Raw genomic sequence first — 15,967 nt, 5'->3', positions numbered from 1 at the left:
GGGGAGCCGGGCGCGGCGGGCGGCGTGTGGGTGCCGCGCGCCATGATGGACCCGTGAGCGACCCGACCCCGCAGACCGCCGAGCGCGACGTGCCCGCCGAGGCCCGGCACCGCTGGACCGAGCTGGCCGAGCAGATCCGGGCCGACCAGTTCGCGTACTACGTGCGCGACGCGCCGTCGTCGTCGGACGCCGCCTACGACGAGCGGCTGCGGGCCCTCGAGGCGCTCGAGGCGGAGCACCCGGGGCTGCGCACGCCGGACTCGCCGACGCAGCGCGTCGGGGGCACGTTCTCGACCGAGTTCACGGCGGTCGACCACGTGCAGCGCATGCTGTCGCTCGACAACGCGTTCTCGCGCGAGGACCTGCTCGCGTGGTCGCAGCGCGTGCACCGCGACCTCGAGTCGGACGCGCCGCTCGCGTACCTCACGGAGCTGAAGATCGACGGGCTCGCGATCGCGCTGCTGTACGAGCGTGGCCGGCTCGTGCGGGCGGCCACGCGCGGCGACGGGCGCACGGGCGAGGACGTCACGCTCAACGTCCGCACGATCACCACGATCCCCGACGTGCTCGCAGGCGACCCCGCGACGCACCCCGAGCTCATCGAGATCCGCGGCGAGGTGTTCCTGCCGGTCGAGGCGTTCCGCACGCTCAACGAGGCGCAGGTCGCGGCGGGGCGACCGCCGTTCGCGAACCCGCGCAACGCGGCGGCCGGGTCGTTGCGGCAGAAGGACCCGCGCGTCACGGCGTCGCGCCCGCTGCGCATGTACGCGCACGGCATCGGCGCCCTGACCTGGGGCGAGGGCCGCGGGCAGGGCATCGAGCGGCAGTCGCAGGTGTACGAGCTGCTGGCCGGGTGGGGCGTGCCGACGTCGTCGCACACGCGTGTGCTCGACGGGCTCGACGAGGTGTGGGCGCGCATCGACCACTACGGCGAGCACCGGCACGACGTCGAGCACGAGATCGACGGCATCGTGGTCAAGGTCGACGACATCGCGCTGCAGCGCCGGCTGGGCGCGACGAGCCGCGCGCCGAGGTGGGCGATCGCGTACAAGTACCCGCCCGAGGAGGTGTTCACGCGCCTGCTGGCGATCGAGGTGGGCATCGGCCGCACGGGGCGGGCGACGCCGTTCGGCGTGATGGAGCCCGTGACGGTCGCGGGCAGCACCGTGCGTCAGGCGACGCTGCACAACCAGGACGTCGTCCGGCTCAAGGACGTGCGGCCGGGCGAGACGGTCGTGCTGCGCAAGGCCGGCGACGTCATCCCCGAGATCGTGGGGCGTGCGCCGCAGGCCGACGAGGGCGAGCGGCCGCCCGCGTGGCACATGCCCGCCGACTGCCCCGAGTGCGGCACGCCCCTGCGGCCCATGCGCGAGGGCGACGTCGACCTGCGCTGCCCGAACGCGCAGGGCTGCCCCGCGCAGGTGCGCGGCCGGCTCGAGCACATCGGCTCGCGCGGCGCGTTCGACATCGAGGTGCTCGGCGAGGTCACCGCCGCCGCGCTCACGCAGCCCGAGGTGCCGAGCACGCCGCCCGTGCCGACCGAGGCCTACCTGTTCGACCTCGTGCGCTACGGCGACGACCCGACGCCCGACGACGTCGCGCACGTGCGTGACGTGAGCCTCGCGACGCTCGCGCAGGTCGAGGTCGTCGTGCGCGACGCCGAGACGGGGCTGCCCAAGGAGGACGAGGACGGCACCGTCCGGCGCCGCACGCCCTTCCGGCGCACGCTCAAGCACACCAAGGCGCAGCGCGCCGCCGCCGAGGCCGAGGGGCGCGTGCTGCGCGAGTGGGAGCCGTCCGAGGCCGCCCGCACGCTGCTCGACCAGCTTGAGCTGGCCAAGTCCAAGGAGCTGTGGCGCGTGCTCGTGGCGCTGAGCATCCGCAACGTCGGGCCGACGGCCGCGCGCGCGCTCGCGCAGGAGTTCGGGTCGATGCGCGCGCTGCGCGAGGTCGTCGACGCGACGTGGTGGCCCGACGAGCCCGACGCACCCGCCGCGGCGGGCACGGGCGACGGGGCCGGAGCGGGGCAGCAGGACGCCCTCGACCTGGCCGGGGCCGACGACGGACCCGCCGACGACGTCGCCGAGGAACCCGCGCCGGACCCGCGCGCCGCGCACCGCGCGGCCGCGGTCGCGCGGCTCTCGGGCGTGGAGGGCGTCGGGCCGACGATCGCGCAGTCGCTGCTCGACTGGTTCGGCGAGCCGTGGCACCGCGAGGTCGTCGACCGGTGGGCCGCGGCCGGCGTCGTCATGGAGGACGTCGCCGACGCCTCGACACCCCGGACGCTCGAGGGCGTCACCGTCGTCGTCACCGGCAGCCTCGAGCGGTTCAGCCGCGACGGCGCCAAGGAGGCGATCCTCGCGCGCGGCGGCAAGGCGTCCGGCTCGGTCTCGAAGAAGACCGACTTCGTGGTCGTCGGCGAGAACGCGGGCTCGAAGGAGACCAAGGCGCGCGAGCTCGGCCTGCGGATCCTCGACGAGGCGGGGTTCGAGACGCTGCTGGCCGGCGGCCCCGACGCGGTCGGGCCGCCGCCCGCGGCCGACGGCGGCAGCGACGCGGGGGCGGCCGGGGCGACCGGGCAGGACGACGAGGCGGCCGCGCCCGACGACGCGTCGTGAGCGCCGCGGGACCCGTCGTGGTGCGTGCGGCGCGCGACGACGAGCTCGCGGCCGTCGGCGCCCTCACGGCGCGCGCGTACGTGGCCGACGGGCTGGTCGACGCGCGCCACTGGTACGCCGACGAGCTGCGGGACGCACGGACCCGCGCGGCGCAGGCGACCCTGCTCGTCGCGGTCGACGCGACCACGGACGACCTGCTGGGCACGGTCACGCTCGCGGCCCCGGGCACGCGCTACGCCGAGGTCGCCCGGGCCGACGAGGTCGAGCTGCGGATGCTCGCGGTCGACCCGGCGCGGCGCGGAGCGGGCGTCGCCGAGCACCTCGTGCGCGGTGCGTTGCGCACCGCGGTCGCGGGCGGCGCGCGCGACGTCGTGCTGTCCACGCTCGACCCCATGACCGCCGCGCAGCGCCTCTACGCCCGCCTCGGGTTCGTGGCACGACCCGAGCGGGACTGGACCGACGAGGTCACGATGCGCGTGCGCACGTGGCACGCGCCCCCGGCGCCCGGAGTCGACGTCGAGGTCGCGACGTGGCCCCCGCTGCGCACGGTCGACGTCGACGGGTGGCGCGTCGGGCTCTCGCGGGGCGTGACCCGGCGGGCGAGCTCGACGGTCGCGCCGTGCGCGGTCGCCGACCTGCCGTCCGCCGTCGACCGCGTCGAGGCGCTCTACCGCGCCGACGGCGCACCGTCGACGTTCCGCGTCGGCGACCCCGGCAACCCGTCGGGCCTCGTCGCCGAGCTGGACCGTCGCGGCTACGCCGTCGCGTCGCTCACCGACGTGCTCGTGCACGACCTCGACCCGCTCCCGCGCGGGCGTGCGGCGGGCGCGGCCGCCACCGGTGACGTCGCGCCCGGGCGCGTGCGCGTGGCGGACGCGCCCGACGACGCGTGGCTCGACGGGTGGCTGCGGGGCAAGGGCGGCGCGCGCGACGTCTCGCGTGCGATCGTCGGCGCCGCGCCCGCCCTCTACCTCACCGCGACCGACGAGGCGGGGGACGACGTCGCGGTGATCCGGGCGGCGCTCGCGGGGGAGTGGGTCGGCCTGTCGTGCCTGCAGGTCGCCCCCGCGGCACGCCGGAGCGGCTGGGGGCGCTCGCTGACGACGGCGGCGCTCGCCGCGGCCGCCGAGCACGGCGCCCGGCGCGCCTTCCTGCAGGTCGAGTCGCACAACGCAGGGGCGCTGCGCCTGTACGAGGCGCTGGGGTTCCGGCTCGCGCACGGGTACGCGTACCGCGAGCTCGCCGCGGGGCCGTCGACCGGCTCGCGCTGACCCGACGGGAGCGCCACGGCGGTCCCGCGCTCCCCGCGCCGTGGCGGCGTGCGGGGTGCACCGCGGCCGCCCTCCCGGGCGGGCCGATCGGGGCGCGGGAGCCGATACTGGGCGCATGATCTCGACGGACAACGCCGTGGCCCTCGAGGCCGCCGGCCTGCAGTGGCACCCGCGCGCCGGCGACCGCTTCGTGGTGCGCGGTGCCGACATGGGCGGCGAGGTGTTCACGATCTCCGAGATGGTCGTCGAGGCGCACGAGTACCCGACCGGCACCGTGCTCGGCTTCAACGGGACGACCGAGTGGGCGCTCGACTCGCTGCGCCAGGAGGACGCCCTCTGGCTGCCGCGCGAGGACCAGCTCCGCGAGCTGCTGGGCGGCACGTTCCGCAGCCTCGCGCGCTCGACCGACGGCCGTTACCAGGTCCTCGTCGAGATCGGCGGGCAGCCCGAGCGGGTGTTCACGTCCGAGGAGCCCGCCGACGCGTACGCCGAGGCGCTCCTCGCGCTCGTCACGGCCGCGACCTCGCGCGTCGGCTGAGACCGCGCCGACCGGCACGCGCGTCGGACGGCACACGCGTCGGACGGCACCCGACCCGGGGAACGAGACCGCGCCCAGGTGACGGCGCCCTCGTGGCCGTGCCCCGTGTCCGGGCCGGGACGCGCGACGGCCGGGCCGGACACGAGGTCCGACCCGGCCGCCGTGGCGCTCCGACGTCAGTCGTCGGCACCCGCCGCGCGTCGTGCGCGCACCAGCACGCCGCCGCCCGCGAGCAGCGCCGCCGCCAGCGCGGACCACAGCGCGATCGCCGAGCCCGTGGTGGCGAGGCGCCCGGGGTTCGACCCCGTGCCGCCGGTGCCGCCCGCGCTCCCCGTGCCGCCCGGCGTCGGGGTGGCGCCCGGCGTCGGCGAGCCGGTCGGGTCGGGCGTCGGCTCGGGCGTCGGCTCGGGCGTCGGCTCGACCGCCGCCGCGACGACCCGCAGGTCCGCCGTGGCGAGGGTCTCGTCGGCGGTCACGGCCGCGACCCGGTAGTCACCGGCGGCGACCGACGCGGGCACGGTGACCGTGGTCTCCGCGACCCCGTCCGCCGCGACCTCGACCGTGCCGAGCGCGACGGGGTCGGCCGCGGCGCGTGCCGCACCCGACGTCGCCGCGACGAGCTGCAGCTCGACCGTGGCGCGTGCCGGGAACCCGGTCGCCGTCACGGTGACGTCGCCGCCCGCCCGCACCTCGTCGGTCCCGAGCGCGAGGGCCGGCGTGCGTCGCTCGGCGAGCCGTGCGACGCCCCAGCGGGCCGTGTTCTGGTAGCCCTGGCCGGTCGGGTCGGCCCACGCCTTGACGCCCGTGCGGGCGTTGCCGGTCGCGTCGTTGACCTGGAAGTCCAGGCCGTGGAGCGTGCCGGGCCCGCCCGCCGCGAGGAGGCTGATCTCCGCCTCGACCACGTAGCCCGTGTCCGTCTGCCGGGTGGCGGACGCCACGACGCGGCCCGCGCCGCTCGAGACCGCGTTGTCGGCCGCGATGCGGATCTGGACGTCGTCGGCGCGGTACGCGCCGTTCTTGGCGTTGCCCGGGTCGACGAAGATCTCGAGCGAGTCCTTCTCCCACGCGTTGTTCGGCGCGAGGCTGACCTGCGGGTCGGTGACCTCGGCCAGCAGGAAGAACGACGAGCCGTCGCCCGACCACACCGTGCGCACGTCGGCGTAGGCCGCCGCCGCGCTGCCCTGCGTGACCTTGTCGGTGCGGACCACGGGGGCCGCCGCCCACAGGTCGTCGACCTCGGCGTCGACCGCCGGGGGAGCGTCGACCTGGAGCACGTCGACGTGCGACAGCGGCTCGCGCAGCGTGAGCTCGCCGAGGATCCCCGGGGCGTTCCACCCCGCGGTCGTGGCACCGTCCGTCACGGCCACGTCGAACGGCACGGTGCCGCCCTCGGCCGCACCGGTCAGCGGCAGCTGCACGACGGCCGTCCAGCCGTCGGGGCGCTGCGTGACGGCACCCGGCACGTCACCCTCGCCGGACCGCGCGAACGTGTACCGCTGCGCGCCGACGCGGAACGTGACGGCGTCGGTCGCCTCGACGCTCGCGTCGGTCACGTCGACGTACGCCGTGAGCGTGTCGGGGGACCACCGCAGCGCGAACCGCGCGTGGTCGCCGACCGCGGCGGGCGCGACGAGCTGCCACTGCGGGTCGCTCGTGACGCGCGGCGCGTCGAGGTCGACCTCGCTGCCGAACACCGTCATCGCCTTCGGCTCGGCGGGCACGTCGCCGCCCAGGGCGCCGACGAGCGACCACTTCGGGTTGAGGTAGTCGTCGAACATCAGCGGCGCGCCGTCGTAGTACAGCCACGAGCCCGCGTCGTTGAGCCCCCACACCGTGACCGAGAACAGGCGGTCGGGGTTGGCGCGGTCGTACGCGTTGAAGATGTCGAACGCGGTCCGGTAGTACTGCCCCTGCCGGATCGCCAGGCGCTCCGTCTGCGGGTAGCCGGTGGTCACGTCGAACTCGGTGACCGCGAGCTGCAGCCCGGTGGCGGTGAACTTCTCGAGACCCGTGCGCAGGTTCGCGGTCGGGGTGTTGAGGTTGACGTGGTACTGGTGCCCGACGCCGTCGATCGGCACGTCGCGCGCGATCAGCCGCTGCACGAGGTCGTAGTAGCGGTTGAGCTTGGACCCGGCGGCGTCACCGCCCTCGGTGCCGTAGTCGTTGATGAAGAGCTTGACCGGGCGGTCGCTGCCGGGGGCGGCGTAGACGTCGTTGAACGCCTCGTCCGCGTCGCGGAACGCCTGGTCGACGAACTGCTCGCCGAGCGTGTTGAACCACGTGCTGGTGCGCATGCCGTTCGACGCGGTCGACGCGCTGTCGGCGATGACCTCGTTGACGACGTCGAACGCCGCGAGCGGGTTGCCGGGCGAGCCGAACGGGCCGTACCGGTCCGCCAGGTACTCGGCGACGTCGAAGATGTGCGTGCGCATGCGTGCGCTCAGCGCGGTGGCGTCGAGCGGCTGGCCGTTGCCGTCCTGGAAGAACCAGCCGGGGTTCTGCCCGTGCCACACGAGCACGTGCCCGTAGACGCGGCCGTCGTTGCGCTTGGCCCAGTCCATGAGCGCGTCGGCGCCCTCGTTGGACGTCATCTCGGCGCCGGGCGAGCCGGCGAACTTGCCGTCGGCGCCGTACCAGGACTCGGGCTTCATGGCGTTCTCGGGCGTGACCTGGTCGAACTGCGCGCTCAGGACCTGCTCGGGCTCGGTGCCCACGAGGGTCGAGCGGCGCTCGACGGCGACGCCCACGGGGTAGCCCAGGGTGTTCTTGAGGGTGCCGGTCGCGGGCACGGGGTCGCCGACCCGCTCGCCGGAGATCATGGCGTCGTCGAGGTAGAACGTGCCCGTGGTGTTGTCGATCGACACCGTGAGCGGGGTCGCGCCGGCGGTGTGCGTGTAGGTGACGGCGACGCGCTTCCAGACGCCGGGCTGGAGGACGAGGTCCGTGCCCGCGGCGGCGGGCAGCGCGGTGCCGCCGACGGCGACGCGCGCGGTGAGCGGCGTGCCGGCGGTCACGGGGGTCGAGCCCTCCGCGACGTGCACCCACACCGAGACCGTGTAGGTCTGCCCGGCCGTGAGCAGGGTCGCCGGGATCGGCATCTGGGCGCCGTCGCCGACGTGGTCGCGCGCGGCGACGCGGAGGCTGCGCGCGTGGCTGACGCGCGTGCGCACGTCGGTGGTCGAGAAGGACGTGGCGGCCGGCGTGCCCGAGGGGCCCGCGACGTCGAGCGCGGACCAGGCGGGTGCCCGGCTGCCGACGCTGCTCTCGAAGTTGTTGAACATCACGGTGTACGGGACGGTGCCGGAGTCGGCGGCAACGGCGCCGGGTGGTGCCACGAGACCGGTGAGCACGAGGGCCGTGGCGGCCGCCGCACCTCCGATCGCGCGCCGGTGCCGTCGCCCCTGGGCGGGTGCGTGCATGTCGCTCCTTCGCGTGCATGCCGACGCGGCTGCGGTGCCGCGTCGGGACGTGCCGCTCCTCACCCCGGCGGGCGCGCCGATGCGCCCGGGATCTGTGGGGAACGTTATCGAGAACGTTATCGAGATGCGCTGACCAGCGACAATGACCCTTTCGGGGCAACCGCGCGCCCGGTTTGCGGGGGTCTGAACCGTCACAGGCGACATGACACGTCTGCGTGCTCCCGGCCCGCTCGGCGACCGAGATCGCGCCGAGGCCCATGGCCGGGTCCACGCACCGGGACGCGCGGCGGCCTGCGGCCGGGGGACCCACCACGTCTAGACTCCAGGCCATGTCCACCCTCTCCCGCGACGAGGTCGCGCGCGTCGCCGCGCTCGCCCGGATCGACCTGACACCGGCCGAGACCGACCGGCTGGCGGGCGAGCTCGACGTCATCGTCGAGTCCGTCGCCCGCGTGTCCGAGGTCGCCACCCCGGACGTGCCGGCCACGAGCCACCCGCTGCCGCTGTCCAACGTGTTCCGTGCCGACGAGCCCGTCGCGCCGCTCGACCGCGACGAGGTGCTCGCGCAGGCGCCCGCCGCGCAGGACGGCAAGTTCCTCGTGCCGCAGATCCTCGGGGAGGAGTGACGTGACCGACCTGACCCGCCTGACCGCCGCCGAGCTGGCCGACCGCCTGACCGCGCGCGAGGTGACGAGCGTCGAGGCGACGCAGGCCCACCTCGACCGGATCGCCGCCGTCGAGCCCGCCGTCCACGCCTACCTGCACGTCGCGGCCGACGAGGCCCTGGCGACCGCCGCCGACGTCGACGCGCGCCGCGCCGCGGGCGACGACCTGCACGCGCTCGCGGGCGTCCCGATCGCCGTCAAGGACGTGGTCGTGACCCGCGGCCTGCCGACCACGGCCGGCTCGCGCATCCTCGAGGGCTGGGTGCCGCCCTACGACGCGACGCTCGTCGAGCGCATCAAGGCCGCCGGCCTGCCGGTCCTCGGCAAGACCAACATGGACGAGTTCGCCATGGGGTCGTCGACCGAGCACTCGGCGTACGGCAACACGCACAACCCGTGGGACCTCGAGCGGATCCCCGGCGGCTCGGGCGGCGGGTCCGCCGCGGCCGTCGCCGCGTACGAGGCGCCGCTCGCGATCGGCACCGACACGGGCGGCTCGATCCGGCAGCCCGCGGCCGTCACCGGCACGGTCGGCGTCAAGCCCACGTACGGCAGCGTGTCGCGCTACGGGCTGATCGCGCTGGCCAGCAGCCTCGACCAGGCCGGGCCGTGCACGCGTACGGTGCTGGACGCGGCGCTGCTGCACGAGCTGATCGGCGGGCACGACCCGCGCGACTCGACGTCGCTGCCCGACCCCGCGACGGGCTACGTCGCGGCGGCGCGCGAGGGCGCGTCGGGCGACCTGCGCGGCCTCAAGGTCGGCGTCGTGCGCGAGCTGCAGGGCGAGGGCTACCAGCCCGGCGTCCTCGCGCGCTTCGAGGAGTCCCTCGACGCGCTGCGCTCGGCCGGCGCCGAGGTCGTCGAGGTCTCCTGCCCGCACTTCACGTACGCGCTCGCCGCGTACTACCTGATCCTGCCCGCCGAGGCGTCGAGCAACCTCGCGAAGTTCGACGGCATGCGCTTCGGCCTGCGCGTCGAGCCGTCCGAGGGGCCCGTGACCGCCGAGCGCGTCATGGCCGCGACCCGCGGCCAGGGCTTCGGCGACGAGGTCAAGCGTCGCATCATCCTCGGCACCTACGCGCTGAGCGCGGGCTACTACGACGCCTACTACGGCTCGGCGCAGAAGGTCCGCACGCTCATCCAGCGCGACTTCGCCGCCGCCTTCGAGCAGGCCGACGTGCTGGTCTCGCCGACGGCGCCGACCACGGCGTTCAAGCTGGGCGAGAAGCTCGACGACCCGCTCGCGATGTACCTCAACGACGTCGCGACGATCCCCGCGAACCTCGCGGGCGTGCCGGGCATGTCGCTGCCGAACGGCCTGTCGGACGACGGGCTGCCGGTCGGGTTCCAGATCCTGGCCCCGGCCCGTGAGGACGCCCGCCTGTACCGCGTGGGCGCCGCGCTCGAGCAGCTGCTGGAGACGAGCTGGGAGGGCCCGCTCCTGGGCCGCGCCCCCGAGCTGGCCGGAGGGGCAGCCTGATGACGACGACGAACGTCGACCTGGTCGACTACGACGACGCGGTGGCCCGGTTCGACCCGGTCATCGGCATCGAGGTGCACGTCGAGCTCGGCACCCGCACCAAGATGTTCGACGGCGCCGAGCAGTCGTTCGGCGAGGAGCCGAACACGCAGATCACGCCCGTGAGCCTGGGCCTGCCGGGGGCGCTGCCCGCGGTCAACGGCACCGCGGTGGAGTACGCGATCCGCATCGGCCTGGCGCTGAACTGCGAGATCGCGCAGTCCTGCCGGTTCGCGCGGAAGAACTACTTCTACCCGGACGTGCCGAAGAACTTCCAGACGTCGCAGTACGACGAGCCCATCGCGCACGACGGGTACGTCGACGTCGAGCTCGAGGACGGCACGACGTTCCGCGTCGAGATCGAGCGCGCGCACATGGAGGAGGACGCCGGCAAGAACACGCACGTCGGCGGCGCCACCGGGCGCATCCACGGCGCCGAGTACTCGCTGGTGGACTACAACCGCGCGGGCGTGCCCCTCGTGGAGATCGTCACGCGACCCATCACGGGTGCGGGCGAGCGGGCCCCCGAGGTCGCGCGCGCCTACGTGCAGACGCTGCGCGACCTGTTCCGGGCCCTCGGCGTGTCCGAGGCCCGCATGGAGCGCGGCAACGTGCGTGCCGACGTCAACGTGTCGCTGCGCGCGACCCCGCAGTCCCCGCTCGGGACCCGCACCGAGACCAAGAACGTCAACTCGTTCCGCTCGGTCGAGCGCGCGGTCCGCTACGAGATCGGCCGCCAGGCGGCCGTGCTCGACGCGGGCGGCACGGTCGTGCAGGAGACGCGGCACTGGCACGAGGACACCGGCATCACGACGGCCGGGCGCGTGAAGTCCGACGCCGAGGACTACCGCTACTTCCCCGAGCCGGACCTCGTGCCGGTCGTGCCCGACCGCGCGTGGGTCGAGGAGATCCGCGCCGCGCTGCCCGAGCTGCCGCAGGCGCGCCGCCGCCGGCTGCAGGGCGAGTGGGGCTACGCGGACGCCGAGATGCGCGACGTCGTCAACGCGGGTGCGGTCGAGCTGATCGAGGCGACCGTCGCGGCGGGCGCGAGCCCGGCCGCGGCGCGCAAGTGGTGGATGGGTGAGCTCGCCCGCACGGCCAAGCAGCAGGAGGTCGAGCTCGCCGAGCTGCCGATCACGCCCGCGCAGATCGGCGCGCTGCAGCAGCTCGTCGACGCCGGCCGCATCAACGACAAGCTCGCGCGCCAGGTGCTCGAGGGCGTCCTGGCCGGTGAGGGCGACCCCGAGCAGGTCGTCGTCGCGCGCGGCCTCGAGGTCGTCTCGGACGACGGCCCGCTGCTCGAGGCGATCGACGCGGCGCTCGCGGCCCAGCCCGACATCGCCGAGAAGATCCGCTCGGGCAACCTCGGGCCGGTCGGCGCGATCATCGGCGCGGTCATGAAGGCGACCCGCGGGCAGGCCGACGCCGGCCGGGTCCGCGAGCTCGTGCTGGAGCGCGTGCAGGCCTGAGGGTCATTCCCTCGGCGTGCGTCGGGACGCAACACCTCGGTCACACGGGGTCCGTACGATCCGATGCGCGCCGAGGGGCACGTGCGCTGCGCCTGGTCGCACCGACCGGGCGGCGACGGAAGGGTTGTCATGCAGAAGCCGACGCTCCAGGGCGAGATGATCGTGCTGCGCCCCGTGCGCGCCGACGACGCCGACGCGATGTGGGACATGCTCGACGACGCCGAGGGCAACCGGCTCACGGGCACGACGCGCACGTTCACGCGCGCCGAGGTCGACGCGTGGTGCGCGAGCCGTGAGGCCGCGCAGGGGCGGTTCGACTTCGCGGTCACCGTCGACGGCGACGACGAGTTCCGGGGCGAGATCGTGCTCTCGGACGTCGACGAGGACGTGCGCTGCGCGAGCCTGCGGCTGTCGATGCGCCCGGTCTACCGCGGTCGCGGCTACGGCACGGAGGCCATCGAGCTCGTGCTGGAGTTCGCGTTCGAGGGGCTCGGGCTGCACCGGGTCGAGCTCGAGGCGCTCAGCATCAACACGCGCGCGGTGTCGCTGTACGAGAACATCGGCTTCCGGTTCGAGGGGCGCCGTCGCGACGCGTACCGCGACGGCGAGGGCTGGTGCGACGCGGTGGTCATGTCGATGCTCGAGGACGAGTACCGCGCGGGGCGCATCGGTGGCTGACCGGGTGCTCACGGCGACGGTCCCGGACGACGACCTGCTCGCGCGGCTCGCGGACGTCGCGGCCGCGCACCCCGACGACCTGCGACTGGTCCGCTGGGACCTGTCAGGTCCGCTCGCCCCCGCGACCGCCGCGGACGTCGACCTCGTCGTGATCCCGCACTACTTCGTGCGGCCCGGCGGGTTCGACGTGCTGCGCGACCTGCCGCGGCTGCGGTACGTGCAGCTGCCGAGCGCGGGGTACGAGCACGCGCTGCCGCACCTGCCGCCCGGCGTCGTGCTGTGCAACGGTCGCGGCGTGCACGACGCGGGCACGGCCGAGCTGGCCGTCGGCCTCACGCTCGCGGTCCAGCGCGACCTGCCGCGTGCCGTGCGCGCGATGGACGAGGGCCGCTGGGACAACCCGTTCGGACCGTCGCTCGCGGACCGCCGCGTGCTGGTCGTGGGGCAGGGCTCGGTGGGCCGTGCGATCGTCGCGCGGTTCCGGCCCTTCGAGGTCGACCTCGTGCGGGTCGCGTCGAGCGCCCGCGACGACGCCGAGGGGCACGTGCACGGCGTCGACGAGCTGCCGGGCCTGCTGCCGGACGCCGACGTCGTCGTGCTCGCGATCCCGCTGTCGCGCACGTCGTACCACCTGGTCGACGCCGCGGCCCTCGCGCGCATGAAGGACGGTGCGCTGCTCGTGAACGTCGCGCGCGGCAAGGTCGTCGACACCGACGCGCTGCTCGCCGAGCTCACCGCGGGCCGGTTGCGCGCCGCGCTCGACGTCACCGACCCCGAGCCGCTGCCGCCCGACCACCCGCTATGGCACGCGCCGAACGTGCTGGTGACCGCGCATCAGGGCGGCAACACCGACGCGACGTTCCCGCGCGTAGCGGCGCTCGTGCGCCGCCAGCTCGAGGCGCTGCTCGCGGGGGAGCCCGCGGTCAACGAGGTCGCGCGCACCTGACGCCGCGGCGGACGCGGGCCGGTCGGCGGCCGGTCGGTGGCCTGGTCACCGCACGGGGCTCACCCGGCTCGGCGTGCGTGGTCCCGGAGCGCGACCTCGCGCTCGTGCTTGTGGTCCACGATCCGCTCGGGGTACCCGTCCGGCACGCCGTCGGGGAGCTTCCAGGGCTCGTGCACGGCCGCGCCCGGCACGTCGCGCAGCTCGGGCACCCAGCGGCGCACGTAGTCGCCCGACGGGTCGAACTTCAGGCCCTGCGTCACGGGGTTGAACACGCGGAAGTACGGGGCCGCGTCGCGCCCGGTGCCCGCCACCCACTGCCAGTTGAGCTGGTTCTGCGGCACGTCGCCGTCGACGAGCCACGCCATGAAGTGGTCGGCGCCGCGCTGCCACTCGACGTGCAGGTCCTTGACGAGGAACGACGCGACGACCATGCGCACGCGGTTGTGCACCCAGCCGAGCGCCCGCAGCTGGCGCATGCCGGCGTCGACCAGCGGGTAGCCGGTCCGGCCCTGCGCCCACGCCGTGAAGGCGTCGTCGGCCTCGGGGCCGGTGGCCCACGCATCGGCCGGCACGACCTCGCGCAGCGAGCGCCGGGACGCGGAGGGGGAGTGCCACAGCACGTCGGCGTGGAACTCGCGCCACGCGATCTCCGACCGGTACGTCGCGACCGACGTCGCCAGCGCGCCCCGGGCCCCGCGCCCGGCCTCGGCGAGGTCCGCGAGGACCGTGCGCGGGTGGATCTCGCCGTACTTGAGGTGCACCGACATCCACGACGTCACGTCGAGGTCGGGGCGGTCGCGGTCGACGTCGTACCCCGCGAGGTCGTCGCGCACGAACGCGCGCCACCGCTCGCGCGCCGCGCGCTCCCCGGCCCGCGGCAGACGCACGTCGGTCGTGGGGGCGCCGGGCATGCCGTCGCCGCGCAGCGTCGCCCACGGCACGTCGCGCGGGCGCGGCGCGGGCTCGTGCCAGCCGTGGTCGAGCCAGGCGTTCCGGAACGGTGTGAACACCTTGTAGGGCCCGCCCTGACCGGTGCTCAGGCGGCCGGGCGCGACCGCGTAGGGGCAGCCCGTGCGCACGAGCCGCACGTCGGGCCCGAGCGCCGCCTCGACCGCGTCGTCGCGCCGCCGCCCGTAGGGCTCGGTGGCCGCGCTGACGTGCACGGACGTCGCGCCCGTCTCGCGCGCGACCTGCGGGACCACGTGGTCCGCGCGGCCGTGCCGCACCACGAGCCGGCCGCCCGTCGCCTCGTCGAGCGCACGCAGCGACGCCGCGAGGTACGCGAGCCGCGGCGCGCCCGCCGACCGCCACAGCGCGGGGTCCACGACGTACAGCGCGACGACCTCGTCGTCCGCCGCGCGCGACTCGGCAACGGCCGCGACCAGCGCGGGGTGGTCGGACAGCCGCAGGTCGCGGCGGAACCAGCAGATCGTCGGCACGTCGCACGCTAACCCGCGGCGGCGCACCACGCGCGGCGACGTGGTGCGGGCCCCGCCGCGGCGTGCGGCGACCTGCGGCGGCGGCAGCCGGCCGGCGTGGCCGCTCAGGCCGCCACGGCGACCCGCGTCCTGGCCCGGTGCCGCGCCGTGAGGCGCTCGACGTCCCGGCGGCCGAGGCGCGCGGCGGTCGCGAGCCACCGCTCGCGCCGCTCGGGGGTCGAGAAGCGCACGGGCGCGAACGTCGTGCGGCCCACGAGCCGGTGGCCGGTGAACGCCAGCGTCGCCGCGCCGAGCGAGGCGCCCGCGGCGTCCCGGTACGCGAGCAGGTTCCACGGCTTGGGCGAGTCCATGGTCATGAACGTCCGCGCGGTGCGTCCGCGCAGCAGGCGGCGCGGCGCGTGGCCCTTCGTGTACCGGAACGCGACACCGGCGAGCAGCACGCGGTCGAGGAATGCCTTGAGCACGGCCGGGTAGGTGCCCCACCACTGGGGGTGCGTCACGACCAGGTGGTCGGCCCAGCGCACGTGCTCGACGAGCGCCGCGACCTCCGGCTCGAGGTGGTCGGTCGTGCCGCCGTGCGCCGCGAGCGCGCGCCTCGACGGCGGGTCGTGGGGGAACGGCGTGGTGGCGAGGTCGAGGACCCGCACCTGCGCGCCGCCCGCGCGGGCGGCGTCGGCGTAGGAACGCGCGAGGGCGTGGTTGAAGGAGTCGGGCAGGGGGTGGCCGACGACGACGAGGACGTGCACGGGTACCTCCGGGGTGCGGGGTCGGGATCGGACGAGCGGTGAGAGGGCAGGACGGGGCAGCCGGACGGCGGTGCGACGTCCGGCGGGGCTCGCCTCAGGCGGGTGAGGGGGCGCTCAGGTCGACGGCGACGTGGGGACGCGTGACGCGGCCGCGGTGCGCAGGGTCGTCAGGACCGTCGTGAGGTCGGTGTGCAGCCGGTCGAGGTCGACGTCGGTGACGTCGGCGAACAGGGACGTGAACTCGTGCTCCATCCGCCGGCCGGCGGTGTCGACGAGGGTGCGGCCCGCGGGGGTGAGGTCGAGCAGCACGCGGCGCGCGTTGCGGGGGTCGTCGTGCGTGCGGACCCAGCCCGCCGCCACGAACGAGCCGACGCGCTTGCTGACGGCAGCCTTGCTGACCCGCAGGCAGCGCGCGAGCGACGTGACGTCGGGCCGGTCGAGGCCGCAGAGCACGGCCAGGAAGAGGTACTGGTTGAACGTCACGCCGTGCTCGCGGTTCAGGACGTCGTCCGCGAACTCGTCGAGGACGTCGACGAGGTGGTGCAGCGTGACGGTGACGCGGTCGCCGAGCGGGTGGTCGGCGGTGCTGGAGAGGTCCACGACCACGAGTTAACTGGTTGACACCCTCGATGTCAACCGGTTGACGAATTCGCGACGTG

Annotated in this window: 12 protein-coding genes; 8 read left to right on the top strand and 4 right to left on the bottom strand. The window is 75.3% G+C overall.

Going from position 1 to position 15,967, the window contains the following annotated elements; all coding sequences use genetic code 11:
* Nucleotides 1-53 precede the first annotated feature (53 nt).
* The 3 genes from ligA (at nt 54) to E4A51_RS06045 (ending at nt 4,427) form a co-directional block, all read left to right on the top strand.
* Entirely contained in the window at nt 54-2,618 is a 2,565-nt protein-coding gene (ligA, locus tag E4A51_RS06055) for an NAD-dependent DNA ligase LigA (protein ID WP_134851145.1), read from the top strand.
* Nucleotides 2,615-3,889 (top strand): GNAT family N-acetyltransferase, encoded by a 1,275-nt coding sequence (locus E4A51_RS06050; protein ID WP_134851144.1) that lies wholly within the window; start codon nt 2,615-2,617, stop codon nt 3,887-3,889. Before ligA ends, E4A51_RS06050 begins: the two co-directional genes overlap by 4 nt.
* 115 nt (nt 3,890-4,004) lie before the next feature.
* Nucleotides 4,005-4,427, top strand: a complete 423-nt coding sequence (locus E4A51_RS06045; RefSeq protein WP_046527838.1) for a hypothetical protein — start codon at nt 4,005-4,007, stop codon at nt 4,425-4,427.
* 176 nt (nt 4,428-4,603) lie between these two features.
* Here E4A51_RS06045 and E4A51_RS06040 read toward each other — a convergent pair whose 3' ends face one another.
* Entirely contained in the window at nt 4,604-7,846 is a 3,243-nt protein-coding gene (locus E4A51_RS06040; protein WP_167748831.1) for an endo-1,4-beta-xylanase, read from the bottom strand.
* A gap of 329 nt (nt 7,847-8,175) precedes the next feature.
* On the opposite strand from E4A51_RS06040, the gene gatC reads away from it, so the two are divergent.
* From gatC to E4A51_RS06015, 5 genes are all read left to right on the top strand, one after another.
* Nucleotides 8,176-8,472 (top strand): Asp-tRNA(Asn)/Glu-tRNA(Gln) amidotransferase subunit GatC, encoded by a 297-nt coding sequence (gene gatC / locus E4A51_RS06035; protein ID WP_046527840.1) that lies wholly within the window; start codon nt 8,176-8,178, stop codon nt 8,470-8,472.
* Between the two features lies 1 nt (nt 8,473).
* The gene (gatA, locus tag E4A51_RS06030) at nt 8,474-9,991 is read left to right on the top strand and encodes an Asp-tRNA(Asn)/Glu-tRNA(Gln) amidotransferase subunit GatA (protein WP_134851142.1); all 1,518 of its coding nucleotides are present in this window, start codon (nt 8,474-8,476) and stop codon (nt 9,989-9,991) included.
* A complete protein-coding gene (gatB, locus tag E4A51_RS06025; RefSeq protein WP_134851141.1) occupies nt 9,991-11,499 on the top strand; it encodes an Asp-tRNA(Asn)/Glu-tRNA(Gln) amidotransferase subunit GatB in 1,509 nt (502 codons plus the stop codon). The genes gatA and gatB overlap by 1 nt, the downstream gene beginning before the upstream one ends.
* A 129-nt stretch (nt 11,500-11,628) precedes the next feature.
* Nucleotides 11,629-12,177 carry a GNAT family N-acetyltransferase gene (locus E4A51_RS06020; RefSeq protein ID WP_134851140.1) on the top strand — a complete coding sequence of 183 codons (549 nt, stop codon included), beginning with the start codon at nt 11,629-11,631 and terminating at the stop codon, nt 12,175-12,177.
* Nucleotides 12,170-13,123, top strand: coding sequence for a 2-hydroxyacid dehydrogenase (locus tag E4A51_RS06015; protein WP_240696396.1), 954 nt, complete (start codon nt 12,170-12,172; stop codon nt 13,121-13,123). The genes E4A51_RS06020 and E4A51_RS06015 overlap by 8 nt, the downstream gene beginning before the upstream one ends.
* Nucleotides 13,124-13,182: 59 nt before the next feature.
* Here E4A51_RS06015 and E4A51_RS06010 read toward each other — a convergent pair whose 3' ends face one another.
* The 3 genes from E4A51_RS06010 to E4A51_RS06000 all read right to left on the bottom strand — a co-directional run bounded on the left by E4A51_RS06010 (nt 13,183) and on the right by E4A51_RS06000 (nt 15,908).
* On the bottom strand, nt 13,183-14,562 hold the full coding sequence (locus E4A51_RS06010) for a deoxyribodipyrimidine photo-lyase (protein WP_134851139.1): 1,380 nt from the start codon (nt 14,560-14,562) through the stop codon (nt 13,183-13,185).
* Between the two features lie 104 nt (nt 14,563-14,666).
* A complete protein-coding gene (locus E4A51_RS06005; RefSeq protein ID WP_134851138.1) occupies nt 14,667-15,308 on the bottom strand; it encodes an NAD(P)H-dependent oxidoreductase in 642 nt (213 codons plus the stop codon).
* Nucleotides 15,309-15,422: 114 nt separating this feature from the next.
* The gene (locus E4A51_RS06000; protein ID WP_240696395.1) at nt 15,423-15,908 is read right to left on the bottom strand and encodes a MarR family winged helix-turn-helix transcriptional regulator; all 486 of its coding nucleotides are present in this window, start codon (nt 15,906-15,908) and stop codon (nt 15,423-15,425) included.
* Nucleotides 15,909-15,967: the final 59 nt, after the last annotated feature.

The sequence above is a fragment of the Cellulomonas sp. HD19AZ1 genome (genome assembly GCF_004535805.1).
GTDB classification, from domain to species: Bacteria; Actinomycetota; Actinomycetes; order Actinomycetales; family Cellulomonadaceae; genus Cellulomonas; species Cellulomonas iranensis.
This window is presented reverse-complemented; position numbering and strand designations above follow the sequence as displayed.